This is a genomic window from Pristimantibacillus sp. Z349TD_6 (assembly GCF_056173205.1).
Genome location: NZ_CM149662.1, coordinates 3,057,112 through 3,083,161 on the forward strand (window position 1 = coordinate 3,057,112; position 26,050 = coordinate 3,083,161).

The window sequence follows — 26,050 nt, forward strand, 5'->3', positions numbered from 1 at the left end:
CTGACCTGCCTGTTATGGGCAGGTTTTTTTGTGTTTGCTATCAGGAAGGATGCATGCGTCCACGGAAAGCGGTAGGGCTGATTTTCTCATATTGTTTAAATAATTTACTGAAATAAAAGGTGTCTGAGATTCCGACATCTTGAGAGATTTCTTGTACCGATCGATTTGTACTTTTTAATAAAAACTTTGCTTTTTGAATTTTTAACATGTTCGTATATTTGATGATGTTTGTACCTGAATATTTCTTAAAGATTTGACACAAATATTCATACGTACGATCCATGCTGCGTTCTATTTCTTCTTTTGACAGGTTGTCGGTGTATGCTTCATCTAATAGACGAACCAATTTCCGATAAATAACAAATGATTCGGGAATGTAACGCTGATTTTTGGATTCGACTAAAATGGACAAAGCAATGGATTCCAAAATTTGCGCAAATTGCAGCGTTGAGCGAAAACGAAAGTATACTTCTGGTTTTGAGAAGGTCTCCAGCAGCTTTTCGAATTGGGAAAGAAGTTCATAAGGACGAGGGAATTGAAAATGCCTAGGCAGGATCAATTCATCGACATGCTCATATTCAAAGGTACGTAGATCCTGGTGCTCCAGCAGCGAATAATCGATGCCAGATGCCAAGTCTCCGACTTCCTTCAGAGAAGGCGTGCAGGAAAATTGAACCCAGAAGAAATTGGCTTTGGGGTTCGTTTTTTTCCAGCTGTAATGCCGCTCCCACGGTTTTAAAATGAAGATATCTCCGGAGTTCAGCTCCAGCTGTTCGGATTCCACTTGCAGATAAATGGGTCCTTCGGCAACGACCATCAGTTCAAAAAAAGGATTGGAATGCTCCATCATATAGAGGTTATCATTGCCCTGTTGTATGCCAGCCCATCTCACATCAAGGCTCGCGAGCCTCGACATCGTAAAAAAAGACATGAAATCCCTCCCGTACCTATTCAATATGATCAATTAATTATAGGAGATTATGGTACCTCTGACAACACTGCGAACATACGAATATGAACCGATAGAATCGATGAAATGGAACGGTTTTTTTTAACATTATTTATTTTTAAACCTTAACAATGTCGATGTTTCTCGTACTGTTTCGTTGATAAACTCATTGATGTAACCACTATGAGAATAAGAGGTGCAACGATGAAAATTTCATTAGACCAGTATAAGAACAAAGTGCGCGGATGTTGGATCGGGAAAAACGTCGGAGGGACGCTCGGAGCGCCATTTGAATGCAAACGCGGGGTGCTTGATGTTACTTATTACACCCATGATCTGACGCAAGGAGTCCTTCCTAACGATGATTTGGATTTGCAATTGGTGTGGTTAAATGCAGCAGAGAAACACGGGAAAATGATTAATTCACGAATATTGGGCGAATATTGGCTGTCTTATATCGTTCCTAACTGGGCCGAATACGGTGCAGGGAAAAACAATATGCGGATGGGAATCGTGCCGCCGTTATCCGGTTATGTAAACAATAAATTCCGTGACAGCAATGGGGCTTTTATTCGCTCGGAGATATGGGCATGTCTCGCACCCGGCCATCCGGATATCGCTGTGAAATATGCTTTTGAAGATGCGGTTGTCGATCACAGTCACGAGGGTGTCTATGCGGAAGTGTTCTTCGCAGCCATCCAAAGCGCCGCTTTCGTAGAGAGCGATACGTATAAGTTAATCGACATCGGACTTTCATACCTTCCAGATGATTGCGGATCTGCAAAAGCGGTTCGGACAGTTATAGAATGTTATCGTTCGGGTATGAGCTGGCAGGAAGCTCGAATTCGTGTGCTGACTGAGCTTCCTGGCAGCTTCGGTATTATCGGGATGACTCCGGAACTGTTGACGGATGAAGTTCCTGTCGGGGAAATGGGCTGGGATGCGCCAAGCAACGTTGGAATTACTATCATCGGCTGGCTTTACGGAGAAGGCGACTTTGGCAAAAGCATTTGTATCGCGAATAATTGCGGTGAAGATACCGATTGTACAGCGGCAACACTTGGCGCCATTCTGGGGATTATTGGCGAGCCTGAGCGTGTGCCGTCGGAATGGCTGGAGCCTATTGGGGACGAGATCAAAACCTTATGCATCAATCTGGGAGATCAAGGCTTAAAGATCCCGAAGACGGTGACGGAACTTACGGATCGCATCTTAAAGCTGACACCGATTTTTCTTGGAAGCGAGTATTGTGACTATGTAAATGCGGAACGCGGATATACAATCGAGACTAAAGAGGATAAGGATTTATACAATCATCCGAAAAGAGTAAACTGCTGGGTTTATCGTGAAACCTCCGATTTGTTCAAGCAAAGCCCATTTATGGTCCACTATGACTTTCAAATCTTTTCGGTCTATTTGGATTATCGGAATGAACCCTTTGTATCGGAGGCTCAGCCAAAACGGTTCCGCCTTGTCTTGGATAATCAGCTGTTTATACAGCAGTGGTTAAACGTCAAATGGCATTTGCCGGAGGGTTGGACCGTGTCTCCTGGACCGAATATTAGCGTACCGCTTGAGCAGTATCACTGCAATGTTGGCTATAATGAGCTTTTCTTCGAGTTGACGCCTCATGCATTAAAGGAGCCGCGGTATGATCTGATCGTCGAGATCACATCGGCTGGTCGGCCTACGAAGGGGCTAATTCCAATCGTTTTGTTGAATGTGCCCCAAACTGCCGAAGAAGAAACTGTATCTCTTGTGGAGGATCGTTCAAAGGCTCCTGCCGCCCACATGATCCGATCAGTTATTTAATCTAGCTGCTAAAACATAACCAAAACAGCTTGGAGGCTAAACAAATGACAACTCCGACAGTGATTTGGCCAAAAGGTGCACCTCATATTATTAGTGGAGAACCGCAAGGAGACCCAACATTAACTCCTTATTTGGTTGAAAGTGCTGTTCCTACAGCAGCTATTATTGTATGTCCAGGCGGTGCCTATGGCATGCTGGCAGATCATGAAGGTGAGCCGATCGCGCACTGGTTTAACAGTATAGGCATTTCTGCTTTCGTGCTGAAGTATCGGTTCGCGCCCTATAAATATCCTGTTCCAATGCTTGACGCTCAACGTGCCATTCGATATGTGCGTCATCATGCAAAAGACTGGAATATTGATGCGGAACGAGTAGGTGTGATAGGTTTTTCCGCAGGAGGTCATCTTGTGTCCACAGTTGGAACACATTACGACAGAGGGCGTATGGTGGATCTTGATCCAATTGAGAGGGAAAGCAGTCGCCCCGACTTGCTAATCTTATGTTATCCCGTTATCAGTTTTGGTGAGTTCCGTCATCATCATTCCATGGTCAATTTACTTGGGGAATTTTCTTCTGAGGAGCAAAGACGTGACTTATCCAATGAGCTGCAAGTCACCGCGGATACTCCGCCTGCCTTTTTGTGGCATACGGCAGACGATGAGGCCGTTTCGGTGGAGAACAGCCTTCTCTTCGCACAAGCATTAAACAGGCATCATGTTCCGTCTGAACTGCATATGTTCGAGAGTGGTCCGCATGGTATGGGATTAGCCGAGAACGATGCAAGTGTCGGAACGTGGACATTGCTGTGCAGGGAATGGTTGAAAAAACGAGGCTGGAGAGTCGTAGAGGGAAAAGCTCCATAAATAATATTTTTGCAACGTTAAAAACAAGCAACAGCTCCTATCGAATGATGATAAGGAGCTGTTGCTTGTTTTTAGTTGATTTCAAATAGAGGGTGGCCGAGCTTGAAAAGGATCATGGTGTTGTAGAACGCACCGCCCACTTTTTTAGACTTGATTTTCTCATTAATTAAACATTGTTATATATAAAGTATATGAATATAATAGTGATAATGAAATAAAACCATGGGAGGATCATATGAAAAACTTTATTATTTTTGGAGCGAGTAAAGGACTCGGTGAAGCATTCGTTAAAGGATTACCGGAAGCGGGAGATAACGTATGGATAGTTTCTAGAAGCTGTCCGAATCGTATGGAACTTAACGATGGTGTTCATCGCTATTGGATTGAAGCTGATCTGGCATTAGCAGAAGCAAGCGATAAAATTGCGAGTAGATTACGTGATGTCGTCATAGACGTATTCATATATAATGTTGGGATATGGGAAAGCAAAGGATTTATGGATGACTACGATTTTGAGAAGGATGATCCTAACGAAATTGTTAAAATTATAAATGTAAATGTGACCTCTGCAATCACTTGTGTCCAGAAGCTGCTGCCGAATTTAAAAAAATCAAACAACGCAAAAATTTTCTTCATCGGATCTACATCAGGTCTCGAAAATAATGACAGTACACAAATTTCATTTGTTGCCTCGAAATTCGGATTGCGTGGAATAAGCAATTCCTTGCGGGAGCATGTGAAGAAGTACGGAATAGGTGTTACGTGTATAAACCCAGGCGAAATTGCAACTCAGATCCCATATGAAGATGGAATAGAGAAGGTTTTATCGGCTTATAATGGGACACAGATCCCCCTTCAGGATATTGTATCTTTGGTCAAATGTGTGATGAATCTCTCAAGGGCTTCCTGTGTGAAAGAAATAAATATTCCAGCCATGCTCAGCACGAGTGTATGATTGTACGGACAAAGCATGGTAATGGGAGAAAAGAGATGACAAATCAAGATGAATATTGGAATTGATGCTGGCGGGACACTTATCAAAGTCGCCTATATGAAAAATGATCTGCTCGAATTTGAAAAGTTTCCTATTGCTGATTTGGAGCAAGTGGCTTCTTGGATAAACGGATTAGATAACATTAAAATCTGTACGACAGGCGGTAAAGCTACTTTTTTGAAATCGTTATTAAGTCAAAAAGCGGAACAAATCGTTGAATTTGAAGCAACATCGAGTGGTGTGCGATATCTTCTTGCAACGTGTGGAATAACGGAGGAGTCATACATATTAACGAATGTTGGTACCGGAACTTCAATTCACCATATAAACAAAAGCGAGCAGCAGCGCGTCGGCGGTACCGGGGTCGGCGGCGGCACCATGATGGGGCTATCACAGCTGCTTACAGGAATAACTGACTATGACAGCATTGTACCTTTAGCAGCTAAAGGTATACGAGAGCGTATAGATTTGAAGGTAAGTCAAATTTATAAGGGGACAGTGCCCCCTATACCAGGAGATTTAACAGCCAGCAACTTCGGGAATGTTGACCCCATGGTATCGAAAGCAGATTTGGAACAAGAAGAACTGCTAGCTTCTGTCATTGGAATGGTAGGGGAAACGGTGGCGACCGTTAGTGTTCTTGCGGCTGGACAATACGGCGTATCCTCTGTCGTATTCATCGGCTCGTCGTTTATTCGAAATGAATTTCTTAAAGAAGTGGTACAAAGCTATACGAGGCTTAGAGGGGCAAATCCTATATTTCTCGAAAATGGGGAGTATTCAGGTGCCATCGGCGCTTTGCTGAATGTGAGTAAATAAACTCAGCTAGCAAGTAGAGTATTCAAGGAAATGATAGTTCAACGAGACATCTATGATAGCGCTAACAAAAATGCTTGCCAGTCCTCTGAAGTTGCAGTAAGTTAGTAGTATAAAGGAGGAATGAAATGATGGAACGGACTACTCTTCATTTACCCAGAAGTCAGCCGGAAGCACAAGGAATACCCTCCGCTGCTGTAATTGCCTTTTTAAATACTGTAAAAGAAAAAAAGCTGGAACTGCATAGCCTTATGCTGCTTAGACATGGACAGGTAGTAGCAGAGGGATGGTGGAAGCCTTATGCATCTGATATTCCTCATATGCTGTTCTCGCTTAGCAAGAGCTTTACCTCAACTGCCATGGGTCTCGCTGCTGCAGAAGGGAAATTGTCGTTAAACGATGCGGTTGTATCGTTCTTTCCGGAGGATGTTCCAGCCGAGATAAATTCTAATTTAGCTGCGATGGAAATCCGTCATTTGCTGATGATGGGAACAGGCCATGATCAGGATACAACAAGTAAGCTGCAGCAGTGTGAAGATGGAAATTGGGTCAAGGCGTTTCTTGATGCTCCTGTTGAGCATGCACCGGGTACACATTTTGTCTATAACAGCGGAGCTACATATATGCTGGCAGCCATACTGCAGAAGGTGACTGGTCAAACGCTGCTTGCATATTTGCAGCCGCGGTTGTTTGAACCGCTTGGCATTGAAGCTGCGACATGGGAATCATGTCCTCGGGGAATTAATGTTGGCGGCTGGGGACTAAACATCACCACGGAGGATATCGCTAAGTTTGGCCAGCTATATTTGCAGAAAGGCGTGTGGAATGAACAGCGGCTGCTGCAGGAGGATTGGGTTGATGAAGCAACGTCAGCACAAATATCCAACGGAGACGGTGGAGTGAGCGACTGGGCGCAAGGTTATGGCTACCAGTTCTGGCGATGTCGGCACGGAGTGTACCGCGGTGACGGTGCATTCGGTCAATTTTGTATCGTAATGCCGGAGCAAAATGCGGTGCTGGCAATGACAAGCGGTACAAATGATTTGCAAGGTGTCCTGGATGCGGTATGGGATCACTTGCTCCCAGCAATGGAATCTTCGTCACTTCCTGCAAATCAGGATGCACATTCGAAGCTTGCGGATGAATTGCAGCAGCTAGCGCTACCACTGCCGCAGCTGCCGCCGGATTCACCGTTGGAAGCCATCATTGACGGAATTGAATATACGCTCGAACAAAACGAACCGCTTTGGAAAAGCATTTCTATATCCTTCGAGGCTAATACAGCCGTTGTCCTTCTGAGCAAGGAGGATATTGAATATACGATTAAGCTTGGTCGAGGTGCCTGGGTAGAGGGAACGACGCCTCTGTTTCAGGGAGAATATCAACGCTTCGTTGGCAGCTTTGCTTGGGAGCAGGAAAACAAGCTTCAGTTGACCTTGAGGTTAATCGAAACGCCTTTCTCTATTCATGTCCACATTTTATTTGATGGTGACAACGTTGTATTAAGTCAAAACTCAAATGTATTAGCTGAAAAGTCTGAAATTCGTGGACGGAAAACGGAAGTGAAATAGTTAAAAGCCGCATGGAATGCGGCTTTTTTTTTTGAGATAACTGTGATTAACGTAACATTATTGATAAGTTGTTTGAAATTTATCTTTTATGCTAGTTTCGGGAACAATCCGCCTTGTATGCGGTCCCCAGCTGCTAGACCCAAACCTTCCGTACAGCTGTGCGGCTTTCCGCTAAATATGGTGCCATCCGGCATGAAAATAATAGCAAGCGCGCGCCGCGGTTTATCGGTATGATTGGCATTCGCATAATGGAACGTCAACCCGTCATGAAAGGTACAGCTTCCGGCTTTCATACGCACGACCACCGCAGTGTTTCTATCCACGTCTTGAGCTCCTGCATCGGCAAATATATCACTTGGAGCAACTAAGTCGATGCTTTTTAAATTTTTTATTTTTTGCGATTTCGGAACAAACATCATACAGCCGTTATTCTCATCCACATCATCCAGCGCGATCCAAATAGAGAATGCTCCGCTTTCCTGCATCGGCCAATATGGCCAATCTTGATGCCAAGGCGTTGGCTTGGAATCATTCGGCATCTTCAAGAGGGCATGATCATGAAATAAACGGATTCCTTCGAATCCAGTAAGCTGCTTGCCCATATCTGCAAAACGATTGCCTAACACGAACCGGGCCATCCCGCCATGATCTCTCCATGTGTTTACACGCTGATTCAGCACTTTGAAGTAAGAGCCGCCAGCTTGGTCCGTCTGAATGGAACGCCCTGTAGTATCACGCATTGCTTCTTCCAAATACGTCCTCAGTTCTTGCAGCTCGTCCTCGGAAAGTACATTATCCACTTGAACAAAACCGTTTTCCCGATAAAAAATGATTTGCTTTTCAGTCAAAACCCTCTTATCATTCAACATAACCATTCTCCCTTTTATATAAAGTTCTTAGGTTTACTTTACGACAGGGAGCTGTTCGAATTCTTGGATGATCTACAAAAAAAGTAGGACGATCTGCTAAGGAGGATGGACTTGAAATGTCTATTCTAAATGGAAATGCTTTTTTCGAGGACAGAGAGTTTCCTTTTTTTATACAGCGCTATCAAATAAAAAAAGGTGAGGTCATTCCTGCGCATACACATGATTTTGTTGAGCTTGTGTATGTGGTTAAGGGCGGAGCGCTGCATGAAATGGCCGATCAACGATATCCGCTTGCAACCGGTGATGTATTCGTCATCGAGCCGCAAACCTATCATGGCTACTTTAACACCGATGGGGAAGAAACGATCGTATACAATCTCCTATTTGAGAAACAACTGCTTCAGAAGGAATTAGGCGTCCTGCTGCAAATACCCGCCTTCATTAATTTCTTCTATCTCGCTCCTTTTCTAAGGAAAAACGCCTCTTTTGTACCGTATATTTCATTGAACGAGCATCAGCGGGGGCAATTGGAATTTCTTCTCCAAAAAATTTACAAGGAGTTTTATGAAAAGCCGGTAGGTTATCAGCTCGTCATAAAAACAAATTGGATCGAGTGTTTGGTATTGTTAAGTCGTTATCAGGATAACAACGAGAACAATAATAATAGTCCGCTGCCGAAAGAGGAATGGATGAGTTCTATTTTGCATTTCGTAGAACAAAATTATCGACAGCCGTTATCGTTGAATCAGCTATCCCAAACCTGCGGCATGAGCGTATCATCCTTCACGGCAAAATTTAAGAAAGCGACAGGCATGAGCCTCATGGACTACAAGCATTCCCTTCAAATCAGGCATGCGTGCGAATTGTTGAAGGATCATCGCAACAAGGTTGTACATGTCGCATATAGTTCCGGATTTCAAGATGTCAGCTTCTTCAATCGGATTTTTCGCAAACACATGAGTATGACGCCAAGACAGTTCCGCAATGGATTGTAGCGTTATTTATGGCAGGATTGGTTGAATATCTGGAAGCAAGAGTGTAAGGTTAAGGATGCTGGACTAACTGGCTGATCAGCATAAGAACAATAGTGGAGGTAACTTTATGAGTCAACGCTATAGAATTACAAGGACAATGCAAGAGCAGAACCATTCGGAGCAAAACATATCTTTGGAAGAGTGCAAAAGTTATTTTGCTGCCAAACCTGATTTTTCGTATACATCCGTTTTCACTGTAAAAGGGGAAACCACGATGTCTATTGATGGTGATTTTTTTATGTGGAGCTATGGCGATATCACGATTCCATTCAGGCATTATCAGGGAGATATATATGTGTCCGGAACGAATGAAGCCGTGATCCCTAAGATGATTGAGGTTGCGAGCGAATTGGGTGCGGACGTGGTGGAAGGGTAAGAAGCAATATGAAAAAAAGCCTCCGATCAGTAAAGTAATTTTACTGGCAGGAGGCTTTTTGAATTGATGATTGATTTGATAACTTTATTGTACAATCGTTTTTGCAATAAAGGCTAGATCAACAATATCGATAATGCCATCATGGTTGATATCCGCTTTTTTGACCGCATTCCAATCAGGGCTAGATGAATTTTTGCCATAGCTGGCTGCTGCAATGCCGAGATCACCAACGGTCACTTTTCCATCTGAATTCGTGTCTCCTGATGTTGGGACATGGACTGCGTTTTTAAATGCTTGCAGTGCTTGATTCAAGGCGGTAACCGCTTGATCAATTTCCGCTTGGTTTACTGCTTTATCGGCTGCTGCTTTGGCTGCATTAATCGCTGCTTGCAAAGCGGCTTTGGAACCAACAGGGTATTGTCCTGGCGAACTGCCTTCCACGGCTGCTTGAACGGCTGCCTCTGATTGTGCAATTAAGGCGTTCAAAGCTTCTTTGTTCAGCTCATTCGTGCTCGTGATTTTAAGATTATGCGTGACAGGAGCAAGTGTCGTCTCCAAGCCTGCTGAATTGGCAAGCTTCGCTTGCGAGAGTGTAATACTCGTATTAGGTGACTCTTTAATCGCTTTCCAGTTTAATTTAAGCAATTCTCCATCGGCGATGACAGCATGGTCTGCACCTTGACTAGCAAGCAAAATCCGAATCTGTCCGGGGACGTCCGTTTTAGAATCAATAACGATAAGACCATTCTTTATGGACTCCGCCGAAACAAATGCGAGCTTGTCGGCATCATAATCAAATGTGAGATCCTGAGCATAAATGGCATCTTCCGATTTAGTTGAAACATACGTTAACCCGTAATTTACTTCGAAGCTTTTACCTAATGATATTTGAGAAGCACCTGCAAGTGTCCCTGTTAATTCGTCTTCAGCAGGGGGATTGAGGTTAGGAACATCGGCCTTATACATCGTCAAATAGTCCAAATTCACATTGCCAATCGAACCATTATCAATACGATAGCTGATCACATTTTTGCCAGCCTTTAAGCGTAAACGCTCAGAAGCGGTAAACCATTCATCCCAGCTGATCGCCGTTTTATCTGGGCCAATCGTTTTTACTTGTATGCCATTTACATATACATTGATGTTTGCTCTTGCCGGCAACTGTGTCGTAGGATTATTTGTGGATTCACCATCGACTTGCACACCATAAGCGTATCTAACACCCACGATGTAATCACCATCTTCAGCCGCATTCACTACAAAACTAGCTTCTGCACCAGCTTTTTTTGGCAGGTTAATATAACCCGTTCCTTGATAATTTGCATGGCTGTTGTCTTTCGTAATATCACCATAAAGAATAGCATCTTCTGCTTGATACATTTCTCCGAGTCCTAAATCACCAGAAGGCAAGTCCTGCCATTCATATGGCGATACAGGTATGCCGAAATGAGGTGTTCCATCTGCATTCCAATCAAATTTTTGAATATTGACCTGCCGCCACCAGTTGCGCCCAGTATCTTGATATACGCGCGAATGATAAATCATCCAATCTTCCTTGCCATCTGCCGATTTGACAAAACCTGCTCTGGCAGGGCCGGATACATCATCTGTAGCAACGAAAACATCATTTGTGCGCGTCCAAGAATCCGGGTTCAAAAAATCGCCATCGGTATTCATAAAATAAGATAAACGATAGCCATTTGATGCATAATCACCTTCGGACATAGTAATAAACACTTTCCCATCCTTTTGCAATACACGAGGGCCTTCACCTCCGCCGCCTGGCAGGAAGGAGCGGTCTGCAGTAATTGTATAGGGGTTATCCATTGGCGCAATTGCCGGGCCAATGGGTTCGCCGGAGCCTAAAGTGCCCCAAACTGCATACAGTTGTCCTTTGTAGTCGAAGACCGTGAAATCATTGGCTTGTTTATAAACGCCGTTTTCACCTGCATATATGGCGCCTTTATCTACGTACGCTCCTTGCGGGTCGTCAGTCACAGATTCCAAAACCGTTGCCATATGCTTGTAATCAAACTCTTTTAAGTCAGCGCAATAATAGATATACCATTTGCCATCAAAGAAGAAGAGCTCAGGTGCAAAAATCCGAGTTTGTGTTCCTTGGGAATCGAATACCATAATTTTTTCGCCTTGGTCTAACAGGGTACGAGACTTGGATACATAAACTTTATTGTTGGAGTCTAAATTGCTTGAAGAAACAAAGTAATAAAAACCATCTTTGTACGTTACAAAGGGGTCCTGTCCTTGATACAGCGGGTTGTTAAATTTATCAGATACGGAGGAGCTAGTAACTCCCATTTCTTTCATAAAGTCAGAACGGGCAATCGATACGCTCTTAATGGCATCATCGAGCAAACCAACCTTATCTAAATCACTAATTTCTTTGTCATCAATAGTGGCAAGAAGCTCTGTCGCAGTTATTTTAGCAGCGTTTAAGTTGTTTACTACGCTTTCTGCTACTTTGTCTGCAAAGTTTTCTGTTAAGTAATCTACCTTTTGAATTTCTGCGGTCAAATCAGCTTTCTTAGTCGTGAGTACACGATCTGTAGGCATATAAAGTGCTGATTCTGGCACGACCTCTCTGCTTTGGCTAGCGCTTTCCCATTCCATCTTAAGCCAAGTGCCTCCCCAGCCTTGCAAGTATTCAACTTTAATATCGTAATGCTTGCCTGCTTCCAATGAAATGGAGGTGCTAACTTGTGGTTTTTCCCATGCTTGCTGCCAGAAGTCAATGATCAATGCTCCATTAACCCATAGTCTGAAACCATCATCACCAACCATATGGAAGGTGTAGTCTTCTGAATATTTTGGAACGATTGTACCTGTAAAACGTGCTGTATTAAAATCGGGGGTTCCTGAGAGCTGATTGAAAATGCTTGCAAAAGAATCGCCGTTTAGATTGGAGACCGCTCTTTCTCCTCGAAAATCATTAAAATTAAAAATAGTAATATCTTCACGATTGTTAGGGTTCTTTTCACATTTAAAAAACTCGCCCAGCAATCCATGACCGTCCACTGCTGCATCAGCAGCACGAGCATTTGCGGGTATAACAATCGTGCCTGCAAAAACAAACATGGCCAAAAGTATTCCTAGTACTCTTTTCATCGTTAAGCCTCCTGATTTCTCATTCTTATCATGCAAAGTAGGGAAGTATTACTCCATAGCTGCTTCTCAAATTACCTCCTTTTCTCGTCCTATTGATTGCTTCAAACTTACCATTTTTTATCGATTATAGATTTGTAAAATACGGGCTTTTTTTGCGTTTTTCTGTCCTTTTATTTATCAGATGGAGGGTTTGTGTTAAAGTATGGAATATTAGCGAAAGGTGGAGTAATAATGGAAATAGAGATTGATCAGAAGGGAAATTCCAAAGTTGCGATTATAGAGAGCACAGAAATTGTAATAAGCGACGTGCAAGGGGCACTGGACTTGATGGCAACTGTGAATTATACAGATGGCTGCCATAAACTATTGATCCATAAAGCGAATATAACAGAGGAATTTTTTGATTTAAAAACAAAGCTTGCCGGGGAGATTTTGCAGAAGTACACGAATTATCAAGTCAAAATCGCAATCGTTGGAGATTTTGATGGTTATGAAAGCAAAAGCTTGAAGGATTTTATTTATGAATGCAATAAAGGCAAGCAGGTTTTCTTTCTAAAAGATAAACAAGCTGCACTCGACGCACTGCACAATGTCAATTAATGCTATAAAGAAAAAGGGGCTGTCTCAAAAGTCATTTTGCGATTTTTTGAGCACTACTTAGAAATTATTTTCATCGAGAAAAAGGACCTCAAGCTCCACTATACAGTGGAATTTGAAGTCCTTTCATTTGAAAACGGGGATGTTTCCCTGATGCAAAGATTTTTGCTGCAGCGCCTGCAGCATCTTCATCTAAGTGCCGAAATGCACTTATTTAACCAAATTTTCTTCAAATCTGATCAATTAGAGGTATTAGTACACCTATTTGCAACATTCCAATCTTGTTTGTTAAAAACAGGTGCACTTTTACACTTATTTACTCTCCACTATCGGTTCGCGCACATTACAATCATACGACGATCATCGCTGATGCTGGATATGGTCAGTCTGAGTTATTATGCGCTACAAACAGCAAGCAAGGGAAATAGCGAGGAAGGATATTCGCTGTCGGTAAGACGAATGATCGAACCCGAAAGTATTTTAGGGCAGATAAAGAATAACCAAGGATTCCGGCGTTTCCGCTTCGCAGCTTACCTAAGGTAAGTCTGGAGGTCGGGTGGCTTTCGCTTGCCCATAATCCTATGAAGCAAGCATAGACCAGAATAGAAAAATAGCAGTACAGGAATAGCTCTCCTGTACTGCTACCAATACTCCCTTTTCAAAGCGTGCTATTCCTCAGCGAGCTTGATGCTTATGGGACAGCCCCTTTTTCTCATGAAACAGCTAATTGCTTCTGTTTCTTATTGCTACCGTGCCATCCGGATACGAGAACACCGAGTAATACAAGCGCTGCGCCGATATAACCTTTGAATGGCAATATTTCATTGATGAACACAAACCCGAACAAAGCAGCAAACAGCGGTTCGAGCGAAAAAATAAGCCCGGTACGGATAGGAGTCGTATATTTCTGAGCTAAAGGCTGAACCACATAGCCAAATGCACTGCACACGATACTTAATACGAGTACGGCTATCCATCCTTCTGATGTATTAGGAAGTTTGGGCGTTTCGAATAGGAAAGAGAAGAACAAGCCATAAGCACCTGCGAATCCCAATTGTAAAATGCCTAAGTTCAACGTATTCGTTGTTTTCGCCGCAGAATCGGTAATTAGAATATGTATGGCATACAATAGGGCCCCCATAATACATAAGAAATCTCCCGGATATATTCGTAGCTCGCTGTTTAATGTAAGAAATCCAATACCTATAATAGCAAGGCAAACCCCAATGACGAGGCTAAGCTTAAGTTTTTTCTTGAACACGGTGACATAAATTAAAGGGACAAATATAACGGTTAAGCTAATTAAAAATCCGGCGTTAGAAGTTGTGGTCGTTTTTAGACCAAACATAATGCCTGTAAATACACCAAATAATAATAATCCAAGCAAAGCTGCATATTTTAACGTCTTCAGGTCGGTATGACGCAAGCTTTTGTGGAAGAGGGCGGCCGATAAAAGGAACGCAAACCCGCAGCGAAGAGCAATCAAATTAAATTCTTCAATCGAATTCAGTCCCAGCTTCATAAAAATGTAGGATGAACCCCAACATAACGTAATCATTAAAATAAGAAAATCGGCTTTCAGCGGCTTCAATCTGTACCATCCTTTGTTTAGCAAGTGTTAGTAATCGAACCGGGTGGATACCAAGTACTAACACAGTATACTAAGGAAGGATTAACAAGTATATTGAATGTTTGTTATGATATGCATTAGTAAATCTCATGTTAAAGGCGGGCTATCGATGAGTATAAATAAATACGAAGTTTTCATGAAAGTAGTTGAACAAGGGAGTCTGACAAAAGCTGCTGATCTGTTAGGATTCACGCAATCGGGCGTAAGCCATATGATCAAAAGCCTGGAAATAGAATTGGGTTTTGCCCTCCTGCTCCGAGGACGGTCAGGGATAAAATTAACGGCAAATGGAGAGCAGATGCTAAAGCCAATTCGTGAAATATTAAACTGGAACGAACAATTGAAGCAGGTCGTGTCATCGATCCATGGTTTGGAGGCAGGTACAATCCGTATAGGCACCTTCACCAGCGTATCGGTTCATTGGCTTCCTGGCATGATTAAGCAGTTTCAGAAAGAGTATCCGACTATTGAAATTAAGCTGATGGAGGGCGACTATCAGGAAATAGAAAGCTGGATTGAAGAAGGTCAAATTGACTGTGGCTTCATATCTATTCCAACTCGCGGCACATTTGAGGTTATTCCTCTAAAGAAGGACCGAATGCTGGCTATTTTACCGCTGGATCATCCTTTAAGTGAGCTGTCCTATTTGCCATTAGCCAAACTCGAAAATGAACCATTCATCATTTCGAGCGAAGGTTCTGATTATGATGTCAGACGGGTTCTAGATCACGCGTCGATTAAACCCAATATTAAGTTTTCGTTAGGGGATGATTTTGCGATTATAGCCATGGTGGAGAATGGGCTTGGCGTCAGTATCCTGCCTGAGCTTGTTCTTCAAGGGCGCGACCATAAGGTCTGCGTGATGGAACTCGAGGAGCGCAGCTACCGTTCACTCGGAATTGCCGTCCAATCCATGAAAAATGCATCGCCTTCCGCAAGGCGATTCGTGAATTATGTCCAGCAATGGTTGGAGAATTGGGAGCAATAAGAATCAGGCTGATCGAACGAAAGAATAGGAAGATAGTAGAGTTTAAAGGAATTTCATAGTAAAATATACTAAAAATTAAATAACCAAGGGGGTTGCTGATTGTGATCATTGAGACGGAACGGTTAATTTTAAGAGATTTTGTAACCAATGATTTCGAAGATATACATGTGTATGCATCGAATCCGGTCGTAGTGAAGTACATGTTATGGGGACCAAACTCGAAAGAGGATACACAAAATTATATGAATATGATAGCTGATATGCAAAAGCAACAGCCTCGACTTGGTTATGAACTCGCAGTGGTCATGAAAGAGAACAATCAGTTGATCGGTGGTTGTGGAATTCACATCATCAAACCTTCACAAGGAGAGCTTGGTTATTGCTTTAATCATAACTATTGGGGAAGCGGCTACGCATCAGAGGCTGCGGCTGCCTTGCTTGAATTTGGATTCCATGAGCTCAAACTTCATCGCATTTTTGCTACTTGTCGCCCAGATAATATTGGATCGGCTAAAGTGCTGCAAAAAATAGGGATGAAATATGAAGGACATATTAGGGAGCATATGCGCCATAACGAGAAATGGCATGATTCCTATCAATATTCCATTTTAGAAAATGAATATGTTTAGAAGAGTCACTTTCAAAAGGTGAGGTGACAGTGATTATGGTTCGTGAAGAGGATAAAGCAATCATTAATCATTATGTTGCTGCTTATAATTCGTTAGATGTAGCGGGAATGGTTAAGTTTTTGCATAACGATATTATATTCAGGAATGTTTCCAATGGCGAAATTAACACTGAAACTAGAGGTATACAAGAGTTTATACAATTGGCGGAAAAATCCTCAAAGATGTTCTCTAGCCGCTGTCAGACTATTATGAGCGTTCATGCTATAGAGGACAAAGTAGAAGTGCAGATTGATTATGAAGGAACACTTGCTGTTGATTTGCCTAACGGATTAAGCGCGGGAGACAAAATACAGTTAAAAGGGAAATCAATATTTGGGCTGGTAGACGGAAAAATTTTTATGATAGAAGATTATAGTTAACAATAACGGCTAACAGAATTACATTCTTTGGAGGTGCTTCACCGTGAAGACAATTGGTCTGATAGGCGGCATGAGCTGGGAGTCATCTGTGCTCTATTACCAAACCATTAATCAAAAGGTAAAAGAAAAGTTAGGGAAACTTCATTCTGCAAAAAGTATCATGTATTCAGTGGATTTCGAAGAAATCAAGACGCTCCAGGAACAGGGGAAGTGGGACGAAGCAACTGAGATCATGATTGATTGTGCACAAAAACTAGAATTAGCCGGAGCAGAGCTGATTATAATATGTACGAATACGATGCACAAAATGGCCAAAGAAGTAGAGGATGCTGTATCCATCCCACTGCTTCATATCGCAGATGCAACAGCAAATGAAATAATTAAAGATGGAATAAAAAAGGTTGCTTTGCTTGGTACGGCTTTTACAATGGAACAGCAATTTTATAAGGGAAGACTAAGTGAAAAGTTTGGGCTTGATGTCATTATTCCTAATGAGTCAGAGCGAAAGATTATACATGACATCGTCTATGATGAGCTTTGCCTTGGAATTATAAACGAACAATCCAGAGAATCTTATTTAAAGATCATAAATCGACTTAGTGAGCAGGGAGCAGAAGCTATTATTCTTGGGTGTACAGAAATAACACTGCTCGTATCGCAAGAAAATTGCACTGTCCCATTATATGATACAGCAAGAATTCATGCGGAGTGTGCAGTTGACTTTGCTTTAAGTGAGGAAATTTTTCGCTAACGTTCAGAGTTGATATCAACAACTTATGGCATTGGAATGGCTTATTCGCGACTATCTAGTGCATATGGAACATCATATAAAATTAATAAAAGGCGGCCGCTAACGGTCGCCTTTTATCATACGATTTACTTGATTTTACAAATCTCTTTATCCATAAGCATTTTAATAAATAATCCGCCTTGAACGGTACGGTTTTGGAAGCCTACCATCTTGGCAGTGCTTGTTGAATACCAATCGCTCATTGGAACGCGGCTCTCGGTTTTATCATATGCATGCCAGAGGCGGTCTACAATGGAATTGAAATCTTCCTTATTGTCGCAGAGCGTCGCACTCCAAACGATCCAATCCGATTTGGTGTAAGTGTCACGATTATCAAGCATGAGGCCAAACTCACCTGAATGTTTCTCCAAATAGGCTTTAGTCTCAGCTTTAAATGTATCTTTAGGGAACAATTCTAGACCGAATAATTGATCCCATACCGCATTGTATTTCATGCTGAAGGAATCAGGACGATCAAATGCTAAACGATAGGTTCCGTCTTCATTAGCAGCCATGATGAGCCAGTTATCTATCATTCCTTTTGCAACATTCATTAATTCCTCTGACTTATTCTCGTCTCCAGCCATACGGTTTAGAATCGCAAAGCTTGCGATACCCATAATAGCCTTAATCGATAAGTTACAGTTATGCGCGAGATGCCCTGCAAAATCATCCGTACACAGCTGGTTGTCAGGATCTACACCATTGTTAATTAAATAATTGCACCATTTCTCAAGATGGTCCCAGTTCTCTTTGGCAAAAGATACATCATTCTCCGTGACCGCAACAGCAGCTGTGCAAATCAGCATATTGCCGCATTCTTCAACGGGCATTTGCCAAGTAGGGCATGTGCCGTGACTATAGACTTGGCCGTTAACGAGTGGATAGGTTCCCGCATCGTGTGGTGCAAAATCATAATACCAAATATCAGTAGCAGCGTATTTAAAAATAGGGCGCAGCATCCCTTTAACGAGCTCTGGGTTGTAAATTAAAAATTGCGGTATGGATGGATACGTAACGTCTACCGTAGCTGCACAGCCATTGCTGAAATTTTCTTTGGATATAAAGAGAACGTTTCCATCCGTATCCGCACAAACCTTATGACCTGCAATAGCTTGTCTGTAGGCTAATGATACTAGTTCCGCGTACTTCTCGTTGCCTGATTCTGCAGCTTCTGCAAATAGAGTGGATGAGAATTGTTCACACTTTTTAAATAGGTTGTCGTACTCAGATAAAGCCTGCTTCAAGGCATCTTCGATGGTTTCACCGTCTTTTTTCCAATAAGCATTAAGCGGCTCATTGAAATATTCAATCGCTTTGATGTCATCATATGCAACAGCAAAAAGCGCATTTGCGTTTTCACCTGTATTTACAGGGATAGACAGCTCAATGTTATGGCTTACCGTACCGTATTCATGTGTATTGGCTACATCGATGACAGAAGCCTTTTCATGCTTAGAAGCGAGGTATAAATAACCCCAGTTAATTCTAAGATCATCACCAGCTTTATTTAAAACATTTTGAAATTTGCTTCCAATCTTGCCGCACGTGAAACCTGGCTCGCTAATATCTTTGTAATCGACGGGGAATTCATATTTAAAGTTCTGACATAACTCATCATCGACATTTATTTTTATAGTCACATCATGTGCTTCGCCATTGTTAGATTCGGCTTGTACATGAATATAAGACACGGGTCTAGACATAAGCTTTAAATCATCCATTAGAAGTGGGGTAGTAAACGTAACTACCAAATTGATTTCATCAGAAGTAAAACGATATTTGCTGGATAATGCATTAATATCTACACTTGTTTGTTTCATTTTTATACCATTATCGTTGCCGCCCATAAAACAATATTCTTTTCCGTTAACCTCAGCGGTACCGACTAATTTATGAGGTTGGCCCGTCCAATGTTTGGTGTCAGCTTCGTTCAGTTCGTTCGCCATAGACCAAACAGAAAAATAAGGATCTACAGTTATAAGTGGGACAGCTGGAGCTCGCATAATCATAGTAATTCCTCCTAAGTTAGATGAAAATGAATGAAATGCAAAACGATTGAATAATGTTATCTGTTGCTGTAATATACAATTTATCATACAAATTACGGTCTGATAATAGAGGTTATCACAATAGATGTGAGGAATATCACAATGAAAGAAACTGTTTATAGCTTTTGGCATCTGCTAGATCCTAAACTTCCATTGAATATCGTAATGGCAGGAATTTCTTATTGCGACAAGAATTATATCATCGAGAGAAAAGGTGAAAATTTATTTTCATTCGAATATATTATGGATGGAAGCGGTGTGCTCGAGATAGAATCCCAAACGCTGTATCCTCAAAAAAATGACGTATATCTCTTAACTAAAAATAGTTATCATAAGTATTATTCCAGCGAGGAAAATCCGTGGGTTAAAATATGGGTCGTTTTTAATGGGGATTTTGCAGAAAGTTTATTTAAGCATTACTTGCCAGCAGACACCTATATTGTGAAGGATTGCAACATTCTTTCTTATATGAATGAAATTATTAATATTGCATCTGCCAAGCAAAAAAACTACTCTGATATTACAGATGAGATTTCAGTTATTGTGTTAAAAATCATATTGCATTTAAAAAACCATTTGGAAAATAAAGTGCTCTCTATTCCTGAACGCATTAAACAATGTTTGGATTTAAACATCGAGAATGCTATCGATATTAACGATGTTTCATTGCAGCTTGGTTATTCGAAAAACTACATTATTAAATTATTCCGAGAATGTTATGGTATAACGCCTTATACTTATTTTCGCAATCGCAAAATAGAGCTCGCCAAGCAATATTTGCTTAACACGAATCTAAATATCAACGAGATATCAACAAAGCTGAATTTTGCCGACCAGCATTATTTCTCTTCATCATTTAAAGCGATTGCAGGCATTGCTCCTTCGGAATATAGAAAAAATAGAACTAACCAATTTATAGATGCGGAGGGGTACTCTTGAACATCTACGTAGTCAGACACTGCAAGGCAGAAGGGCAATCGCCAAGTGCTAATCTTACGGAAGAAGGTTATCTGCAAGCGGAGCGGGTAGCTGAATTTCTACATGGCAAACCTATCGAACATATCATTTCGAGTCCGTTCCTAAGGGCCATTCAATCTATTTCTCCATTAGCTGAAAAAATTCAGGTAAACTGTCATTTGGATGACCGCTTGTCAGAACGAGTTTTATGTGGCGAAAACAATGTTAACTGGCTTGAAATGCTTCGTCATACTTTTACAGATCTGGAGATATGTTATGAAGGCGGCGAATCCAGTACTTCTGCGATGAATCGTGCCTTAGCGGTAATAACCGATGTGAGAAATAGCGGGTTTAGCAATGTGGTTATCGTTACCCACGGAAACTTGATGTCCTTGCTGCTCAAGCATTATGATACTAAATTTGGTTTTGAGGAATGGGCATCCTTGTCTAATCCTGATGTCTATCATTTGCAGTTTGAAGGTGAAGTTCCAATTATACAGCGAATTTGGAATGGCTGAGCTAGATTATTAATAATACAAGGAGGCGATAGGTTTGTACGAATATATGTATGTTGAAACATCATTGGGCGGGTTTTTCTCAGAGGCAAAACATCGGGAAACGATCGATGAATATGCAAAAGAAGGATGGAGATTAGTACAGGTTTTACCGACACATTATAATGGTCACGGAAAACCAACGGCGTACGAAATTATTTTCGAACGTTTAATATCTAATAGGGACACAAACACGTAAAAGTGTTGCGTCCCTTTTTTAATCAGTCATTCATAAATCAATGCTATGTTTTACTTCCAGTATTTCTCGATAATAGCATCTCGGCCAGAATATACTCGTGATTCCTTATAAAACTTTGGATTTTTACGATGATAGTTCTGGTGATACTCTTCCGCTGGATAGAATACTTCCGCTTCTTGAATCTCTGTTGCAATCGGCTTGTCAAAACGGCCGCTCTTTCCAAGCTCTTCCTTGGATAGTTGAGCAAGCTGGCGCTGTTCTTCTGTATGATAAAAGATGGCAGCACGGTATTGGCTCTTGCGATCATTGCCTTGTCCTACAGCATCTGTAGGGTCAATTTGCGGCCAATAAAGCTCAAGCAGTTTTTCATATGGGAAGATGTCCGAATCATAAGTGATTTGTACGACTTCCAAATGACCGGTTTCACCAGTCAATACTTGCTCATAAGTAGGGTTCTCTAGCGTTCCGCCCATATAGCCGGACAGAATGCCATGTATGCCGGGCTGTTCTTCAAAAGGACTTACCATACACCAGAAGCAGCCCCCGGCAAACGTTGCTTTTTGTATCATTTGCTCTCCCCATTTCCTTAACTAATTAATAAAGCATTCGTATGAACACTTATTATAAGCTTGATCATTTCATCAGTCTATTGCTTTGGTGGCTTCATAAGAGACATTGTCTAGAAATTCCAAAGCTTTTGCAGTAAACTAATTGAATCTAATTATATCTACTTATAATCAATTAGTACATGACATTCATTTGGAAGTAGGGGATTACTTATGATTTTTGTTTTTGATTTAGATGGAACCATTTGCTTTAGAGGACAGCCTGTTTCAGAAAAGATTTTAAGTTGTTTGGAGGAATTAACTCAAGCAGGGCATGAAGTTATTTTTGCTTCCGCTCGTCCCATTCGAGATATGCTTCCTGTTATTCATCAACGTTTTCACAGCATTTCTCTTATAGGAGGAAATGGTTCTCTTATTTCTAAGGATGGCAGTATGATCGCTATAGAAACTTTTAATGAAGATTTGCGCCTTAACATGCTGAAGCTTATTGAAGAGCATCAAGCGACATATTTGATTGATAGCCATTGGGATTACGCCTACACCGGTTCTTTAGAGCATCCGATATTAAAAAATGTTGATGCCTCCAAGCTTGCTAAGCTTGTTGCAGTAGAGTCGCTGGAGACCATCGTCAAAATACTAATTCTTACCGCGAATGATATGGAAGTTTTGGAGCAAAAGCTCGCATGCCTAGAAGTTGTTATTCACAGGCATCGTAATGAAGGTGTCATTGATATTAGTCCAACTCATATTCATAAATGGAGTGCCCTGCAAAAATTAGGGGTGGAAGCCAAACAATTTATTGCATTTGGGAACGACGCCAACGACATTTCGATGTTTCAAAATGCGAAGCATGCAGTTATGATTGGCCATCACGATGAGCTCGCTCCTTACGCATCGGAAGTGATTCCGCTCGCGGGCAATTGCGAAGAACAAATCGTAGAAAAACTGAGGGAGCTTGCTGGCAAGCATATTCCATTGAATTCTTAAATGCTGCATGAAATTAAGTCATAAATTTTTAATAGAGAACAGCAACATAAGGAGCTCATTATGGAGGAACAATGGATAATTGCAAAATATGATCCAGAATGGAAAAATCGATTTTATGATATCGCTCTAAAAATAAGAAATGCTTTGGGGGACTTGGTCGTTCGTATTGACCATGTTGGCTCAACTTCGATTGTTGGTTTAGACGCGAAGCCCATCATTGATATTCAATTATCCGTTATTGATTTTGAAACGATCATAAACCATAAGAGTGAGATGGAGAAACTAGGCTTCGTATATCGAGAAGAAAACGCAGATAAAACGAAAAAGTATTTCCGAGAAATACCGGGCAGTCGAAGAACGCATATTCATGTACGGCAAGCAGGTAGTTTTTCAGAACAATTAACTTTATTGTTTAGAGATTATTTGCGCGCGCACCCTGGGGACTGTTTAAGATACGCTCGGGAGAAACATCGATTGTTTGAGCTTTATAAGGATGAACGCTCCAAGTATGTAGAAGGCAAAGGGCCTATCGTTTGGGATATCATTCAGAAAGCACATATTTGGTCGCAAGAAGCGGGTTGGAAACCAGCGGTTTCAGATATGTGAAGGAGTAACTTCTTATTAAGATGGAAGGAGCAGCATGCATAGGCAGCTGCTCCTCTTTTGCGTATATAGGATTTAAAGATGTTACATGCCCGATTCCTTAACCAGGCGTTTGACCATGGAATGAAGATTCAGCGATTTTAAACTTAAGCTCAGCTCTTGGTTAAAAAAGAGGATCAAACCAGACTTGTTATCTGGATTAAACACCGTAATCGTGAGTACTCCGGGATCTGATCCGTTGTGTCCGATCACCTTGCCCTTACTGACGCCCTTCAAGTAAAGACTATCCAGCGCTGAATAGCTCCATCCGAGTGCCTGGTTGCCATTATCCGACTGCGGTTTGAACATCTCATCAAGTGTGGCCTGGGACAGGATGGTTCCGTTCTCGGCCTGCCCGCCGTTCATGATGGCAAGATAGAACTTAGCAAATTCGGTAGTCGTCGTCTTTAGCGTACCGTCGGGATAGGTCGGGAAAGAATAGGGCACTAGCGGTTTATGTTTTGCATCATATTGTACGGCAAGTACGTCATTGCTTAATAAATCTTTATGCAGCCATTTGGTATGCTTCATGCCTACCGTGTCAAAGATATGCTGCTGCGTATATTCCGGAAAAGGTGTTTTGGTCATCTCTTCGACAAGATAGCCTAGTAAACCATATCCGACATTGCTGTAGCTGAACGCCGAACCAGGCTTATTTTTCGTAAAGTTTTTTTCTTCGTCGTACCATTTTCCTCCGGGAACGAGGAAATCCTTCATAAACTGCGCGAGTGTAACCGTTGAGTCGCCACCACCGCTGTTCGTAGTGTAGAGGCTGTCATACAGCTTCCAATTGTTATCAATTCCTGAAGTATGGTTTAACAGCATGCGGAATGTAATGGGAGTGTCTGGAAATTTAGGGTGAACAATACTTATCGGCAAAAACGTATTTATGTCATCATCCAGCTGAATGATTCCTTTCTCAACAAGCTGTATGACGGCCGTGGCAGTCACTGTTTTGGAAACGGAGGCAATCTGAAATACCGTGTCATTTGTGATCGGTATATCTTTTTCCCTGTCGGCGTCGCCGTAATTAATAATGCGATTGATTTGATTGTCTTTGATTATTGCGATGGATACGCCTGTCATGCCTGATTTCTTCATTTTGACCTGGACGAATTTCTCAAGATCCTTAGGGTTAGAGAAATCAACTTGAATGAAAGTAATCGTTGCGAAAGCAATTATGAGTGCTCCCAAAATAAGTCCAATGATTTTCCAAACCCGACCCTTCTTCCTTTTCTTCTCCATCATGACGCCACCTTCCGCCGTTTCTCAGGCCGACTATTTATAACATTTCTTAACTTTACCAGATATAGTAAAAATTCAATTCGCACCGCAGTCGAGTTTGTTGCCTCGACTTTAGACTAGATCGTGCTAGAGATTTGAATTATTATTCTTTTGTTTGTATAATAATTCAACCGGAAATGCTGGACACTTTTCATACCACATTTTTCAACAAAAACATTAGTGGTTAGGAGCAGTTGCTATGAAAATAAGTAAACAATCTGCTGAACATTATATTTGGGGAGACAACTGTGATGGTTGGCATTTAGTGAAGAATCAGGAATTAAGCGTCATTCATGAAAAAATGCCAGCAAATACCGCGGAAGTAAAGCATTATCATCAAGATGCTAAACAATTTTTCTTTGTCTTATCAGGGACAGCAGTTATGGAAATTGGTGATCAAGAGGTTATTTTAAATCAACATGAAGGAATCGAGGTTCCACCTCAGATCCCTCATCAAATGTTTAATAAATCCAACGAAGAAATTGAATTTTTGGTTATATCTCAACCGAATAGCAGAGGGGACAGGTACGTAATAGAATAATAGGATTAGCCAGTGGATAACATTGATGGGTTTGTTAGTTAGTTGTAAGATAATTAATAAACAATTCAAGGAGGATTATATGAAAACCATCGTCTATATGGTTAGGCATGCTGAATCCCCATACGATGAAGGAACTGAAAGAACAAGAGGACTCACCACAAAGGGTAAGGGCGATGTTGAAAAGGTAACAGAAATTCTTAAAGAAGAAGGAATAGATATTATTATATCTAGCCCATATAACCGAGCCATCTTGAGTATTGAGGGATTGGCACAAAACTTAGGATTGGATATCGAAACATTTGAAGATCTCAGGGAAAGGCATTTTGCTGAAGAAATTATTGAAAATTTAATGTCCGTTATTAGAGAGAAATTTTATGATTTTGATTATTTTTTACCGGGTGGGGAGTCTAATTCTGATTGCCAGAATAGATCGATATCAGTGATAAAAAAAATATTGAAAGAACACTCTGGGAAAAAAATAGCTATTGGAACACATGGTCTTGTAATGACTTTGATGATCAATTATTTTGATTCAAGTTATGGTTTGGATTTTTTAAATCAATTAAAGAAACCAGATATTTATAAATTAAGTTTTGAAAATTTAGAACTAAAAGAGGTAATAAGACTATGGAATGAGGATTTAGTAACGGATACGTTAGCTAAATAAACTAACTAACTATGTTTACTTAACCATGAGTTAGCTGTTATGAATTAACGAGAAAATGTTTTTCATTTCCTATCCTTACATATGAATGGCAGCCTATGACGTGTTTTTTCGTCCAAGGCTGCCATTTTTTTATTAGGCTGAT

Annotated in this window: 26 protein-coding genes and 1 pseudogene; 20 read left to right on the forward strand and 7 right to left on the reverse strand. The window is 41.3% G+C overall.

Translation table 11 applies throughout. From position 1 onward, the window contains the following. Nucleotides 1-40: 40 nt before the first annotated feature. Nucleotides 41-931 (reverse strand): AraC family transcriptional regulator, encoded by an 891-nt coding sequence (locus AC0VYE_RS12945; RefSeq protein ID WP_475448434.1) that lies wholly within the window; start codon nucleotides 929-931, stop codon nucleotides 41-43. Nucleotides 932-1,153: 222 nt separating this feature from the next. Between AC0VYE_RS12945 and AC0VYE_RS12950 the strand changes: the two genes are divergently transcribed. The 5 genes from AC0VYE_RS12950 to AC0VYE_RS12970 all read left to right on the forward strand — a co-directional run bounded on the left by AC0VYE_RS12950 (nucleotide 1,154) and on the right by AC0VYE_RS12970 (nucleotide 7,005). Then, nucleotides 1,154-2,761: an ADP-ribosylglycohydrolase family protein gene (locus AC0VYE_RS12950; protein WP_475448436.1), complete on the forward strand. Its 1,608-nt coding sequence runs from the start codon at nucleotides 1,154-1,156 to the stop codon at nucleotides 2,759-2,761. A 44-nt stretch (nucleotides 2,762-2,805) separates the two neighbouring features. Beyond that, complete coding sequence (locus tag AC0VYE_RS12955; RefSeq protein WP_475448438.1) at nucleotides 2,806-3,624, forward strand: alpha/beta hydrolase; 819 nt, start codon at nucleotides 2,806-2,808, stop codon at nucleotides 3,622-3,624. A gap of 235 nt (nucleotides 3,625-3,859) precedes the next feature. Further along, nucleotides 3,860-4,579, forward strand: a complete 720-nt coding sequence (locus AC0VYE_RS12960) for an SDR family NAD(P)-dependent oxidoreductase (RefSeq protein ID WP_475448440.1) — start codon at nucleotides 3,860-3,862, stop codon at nucleotides 4,577-4,579. Between the two features lie 48 nt (nucleotides 4,580-4,627). Further along, nucleotides 4,628-5,437, forward strand: a complete 810-nt coding sequence (coaW, locus tag AC0VYE_RS12965; RefSeq protein ID WP_475448442.1) for a type II pantothenate kinase — start codon at nucleotides 4,628-4,630, stop codon at nucleotides 5,435-5,437. A 125-nt stretch (nucleotides 5,438-5,562) separates the two neighbouring features. Beyond that, complete coding sequence (locus AC0VYE_RS12970; RefSeq protein ID WP_475448444.1) at nucleotides 5,563-7,005, forward strand: serine hydrolase domain-containing protein; 1,443 nt, start codon at nucleotides 5,563-5,565, stop codon at nucleotides 7,003-7,005. 86 nt (nucleotides 7,006-7,091) lie between these two features. Here AC0VYE_RS12970 and AC0VYE_RS12975 read toward each other — a convergent pair whose 3' ends face one another. Further along, nucleotides 7,092-7,874 carry a phytanoyl-CoA dioxygenase family protein gene (locus AC0VYE_RS12975; protein ID WP_475448446.1) on the reverse strand — a complete coding sequence of 261 codons (783 nt, stop codon included), beginning with the start codon at nucleotides 7,872-7,874 and terminating at the stop codon, nucleotides 7,092-7,094. Between the two features lie 116 nt (nucleotides 7,875-7,990). On the opposite strand from AC0VYE_RS12975, the gene AC0VYE_RS12980 reads away from it, so the two are divergent. After that, complete coding sequence (locus AC0VYE_RS12980) at nucleotides 7,991-8,869, forward strand: helix-turn-helix domain-containing protein (protein ID WP_475448448.1); 879 nt, start codon at nucleotides 7,991-7,993, stop codon at nucleotides 8,867-8,869. Between the two features lie 106 nt (nucleotides 8,870-8,975). Continuing rightward, entirely contained in the window at nucleotides 8,976-9,284 is a 309-nt protein-coding gene (locus tag AC0VYE_RS12985; RefSeq protein ID WP_076270544.1) for a hypothetical protein, read from the forward strand. A gap of 84 nt (nucleotides 9,285-9,368) precedes the next feature. On the opposite strand, the gene AC0VYE_RS12990 is transcribed toward AC0VYE_RS12985, so the two are convergent. After that, nucleotides 9,369-12,407 (reverse strand): family 43 glycosylhydrolase, encoded by a 3,039-nt coding sequence (locus tag AC0VYE_RS12990; RefSeq protein WP_475448450.1) that lies wholly within the window; start codon nucleotides 12,405-12,407, stop codon nucleotides 9,369-9,371. A 231-nt stretch (nucleotides 12,408-12,638) separates the two neighbouring features. On the opposite strand from AC0VYE_RS12990, the gene AC0VYE_RS12995 reads away from it, so the two are divergent. Beyond that, complete coding sequence (locus AC0VYE_RS12995) at nucleotides 12,639-13,007, forward strand: DUF4180 domain-containing protein (protein ID WP_475448452.1); 369 nt, start codon at nucleotides 12,639-12,641, stop codon at nucleotides 13,005-13,007. Between the two features lie 420 nt (nucleotides 13,008-13,427). Beyond that, a pseudogene (locus AC0VYE_RS13000) lies at nucleotides 13,428-13,600 on the forward strand (transposase); the annotation flags it as partial. A 116-nt stretch (nucleotides 13,601-13,716) separates the two neighbouring features. On the opposite strand, the gene AC0VYE_RS13005 reads toward AC0VYE_RS13000, so the two are convergent. Continuing rightward, nucleotides 13,717-14,595, reverse strand: a complete 879-nt coding sequence (locus tag AC0VYE_RS13005) for a DMT family transporter (protein ID WP_475448454.1) — start codon at nucleotides 14,593-14,595, stop codon at nucleotides 13,717-13,719. Between the two features lie 148 nt (nucleotides 14,596-14,743). On the opposite strand from AC0VYE_RS13005, the gene AC0VYE_RS13010 reads away from it, so the two are divergent. The 4 genes from AC0VYE_RS13010 to AC0VYE_RS13025 all read left to right on the forward strand — a co-directional run bounded on the left by AC0VYE_RS13010 (nucleotide 14,744) and on the right by AC0VYE_RS13025 (nucleotide 17,421). Beyond that, entirely contained in the window at nucleotides 14,744-15,622 is an 879-nt protein-coding gene (locus tag AC0VYE_RS13010; protein ID WP_339208447.1) for a LysR family transcriptional regulator, read from the forward strand. A 101-nt stretch (nucleotides 15,623-15,723) separates the two neighbouring features. Beyond that, nucleotides 15,724-16,251, forward strand: a complete 528-nt coding sequence (locus tag AC0VYE_RS13015; protein WP_076270157.1) for a GNAT family N-acetyltransferase — start codon at nucleotides 15,724-15,726, stop codon at nucleotides 16,249-16,251. Between the two features lie 35 nt (nucleotides 16,252-16,286). Continuing rightward, complete coding sequence (locus tag AC0VYE_RS13020) at nucleotides 16,287-16,670, forward strand: nuclear transport factor 2 family protein (protein ID WP_076270156.1); 384 nt, start codon at nucleotides 16,287-16,289, stop codon at nucleotides 16,668-16,670. Between the two features lie 43 nt (nucleotides 16,671-16,713). After that, the gene (locus AC0VYE_RS13025; protein WP_475448458.1) at nucleotides 16,714-17,421 is read left to right on the forward strand and encodes an aspartate/glutamate racemase family protein; all 708 of its coding nucleotides are present in this window, start codon (nucleotides 16,714-16,716) and stop codon (nucleotides 17,419-17,421) included. 125 nt (nucleotides 17,422-17,546) lie between these two features. Here the strand turns inward: AC0VYE_RS13025 and AC0VYE_RS13030 are convergent, their stop codons facing one another. Further along, a complete protein-coding gene (locus AC0VYE_RS13030) occupies nucleotides 17,547-19,472 on the reverse strand; it encodes a glutaminase domain-containing protein (RefSeq protein WP_475448460.1) in 1,926 nt (641 codons plus the stop codon). Nucleotides 19,473-19,613: 141 nt separating this feature from the next. Here AC0VYE_RS13030 and AC0VYE_RS13035 point away from each other — a divergent pair, with 141 nt between their 5' ends. From AC0VYE_RS13035 to AC0VYE_RS13045, 3 genes are read left to right on the forward strand one after another with little or no spacing between them, the layout of a single operon-like run. Further along, entirely contained in the window at nucleotides 19,614-20,450 is an 837-nt protein-coding gene (locus AC0VYE_RS13035; RefSeq protein ID WP_475448462.1) for an AraC family transcriptional regulator, read from the forward strand. Continuing rightward, nucleotides 20,447-20,986: a histidine phosphatase family protein gene (locus AC0VYE_RS13040; RefSeq protein WP_475448464.1), complete on the forward strand. Its 540-nt coding sequence runs from the start codon at nucleotides 20,447-20,449 to the stop codon at nucleotides 20,984-20,986. The genes AC0VYE_RS13035 and AC0VYE_RS13040 overlap by 4 nt, the downstream gene beginning before the upstream one ends. A 34-nt stretch (nucleotides 20,987-21,020) precedes the next feature. Continuing rightward, nucleotides 21,021-21,221 (forward strand): DUF4177 domain-containing protein, encoded by a 201-nt coding sequence (locus AC0VYE_RS13045; RefSeq protein WP_475448466.1) that lies wholly within the window; start codon nucleotides 21,021-21,023, stop codon nucleotides 21,219-21,221. A gap of 50 nt (nucleotides 21,222-21,271) precedes the next feature. Here AC0VYE_RS13045 and msrA read toward each other — a convergent pair whose 3' ends face one another. After that, complete coding sequence (msrA, locus tag AC0VYE_RS13050; RefSeq protein ID WP_475449558.1) at nucleotides 21,272-21,787, reverse strand: peptide-methionine (S)-S-oxide reductase MsrA; 516 nt, start codon at nucleotides 21,785-21,787, stop codon at nucleotides 21,272-21,274. A gap of 213 nt (nucleotides 21,788-22,000) precedes the next feature. On the opposite strand from msrA, the gene AC0VYE_RS13055 reads away from it, so the two are divergent. Then, nucleotides 22,001-22,774 carry an HAD-IIB family hydrolase gene (locus AC0VYE_RS13055; RefSeq protein ID WP_475448468.1) on the forward strand — a complete coding sequence of 258 codons (774 nt, stop codon included), beginning with the start codon at nucleotides 22,001-22,003 and terminating at the stop codon, nucleotides 22,772-22,774. A gap of 60 nt (nucleotides 22,775-22,834) precedes the next feature. Continuing rightward, on the forward strand, nucleotides 22,835-23,380 hold the full coding sequence (locus AC0VYE_RS13060) for a GrpB family protein (protein WP_076270149.1): 546 nt from the start codon (nucleotides 22,835-22,837) through the stop codon (nucleotides 23,378-23,380). 81 nt (nucleotides 23,381-23,461) lie between these two features. On the opposite strand, the gene AC0VYE_RS13065 is transcribed toward AC0VYE_RS13060, so the two are convergent. Further along, nucleotides 23,462-24,664 carry a serine hydrolase domain-containing protein gene (locus tag AC0VYE_RS13065; RefSeq protein ID WP_475448472.1) on the reverse strand — a complete coding sequence of 401 codons (1,203 nt, stop codon included), beginning with the start codon at nucleotides 24,662-24,664 and terminating at the stop codon, nucleotides 23,462-23,464. Between the two features lie 235 nt (nucleotides 24,665-24,899). Between AC0VYE_RS13065 and AC0VYE_RS13070 the strand changes: the two genes are divergently transcribed. Together AC0VYE_RS13070 and AC0VYE_RS13075 are read left to right on the forward strand one after the other, a co-directional pair. Next, nucleotides 24,900-25,241 (forward strand): cupin domain-containing protein, encoded by a 342-nt coding sequence (locus tag AC0VYE_RS13070; RefSeq protein WP_475448474.1) that lies wholly within the window; start codon nucleotides 24,900-24,902, stop codon nucleotides 25,239-25,241. Between the two features lie 79 nt (nucleotides 25,242-25,320). Beyond that, nucleotides 25,321-25,908: a histidine phosphatase family protein gene (locus AC0VYE_RS13075; protein ID WP_475448476.1), complete on the forward strand. Its 588-nt coding sequence runs from the start codon at nucleotides 25,321-25,323 to the stop codon at nucleotides 25,906-25,908. Nucleotides 25,909-26,050 lie beyond the last annotated feature (142 nt).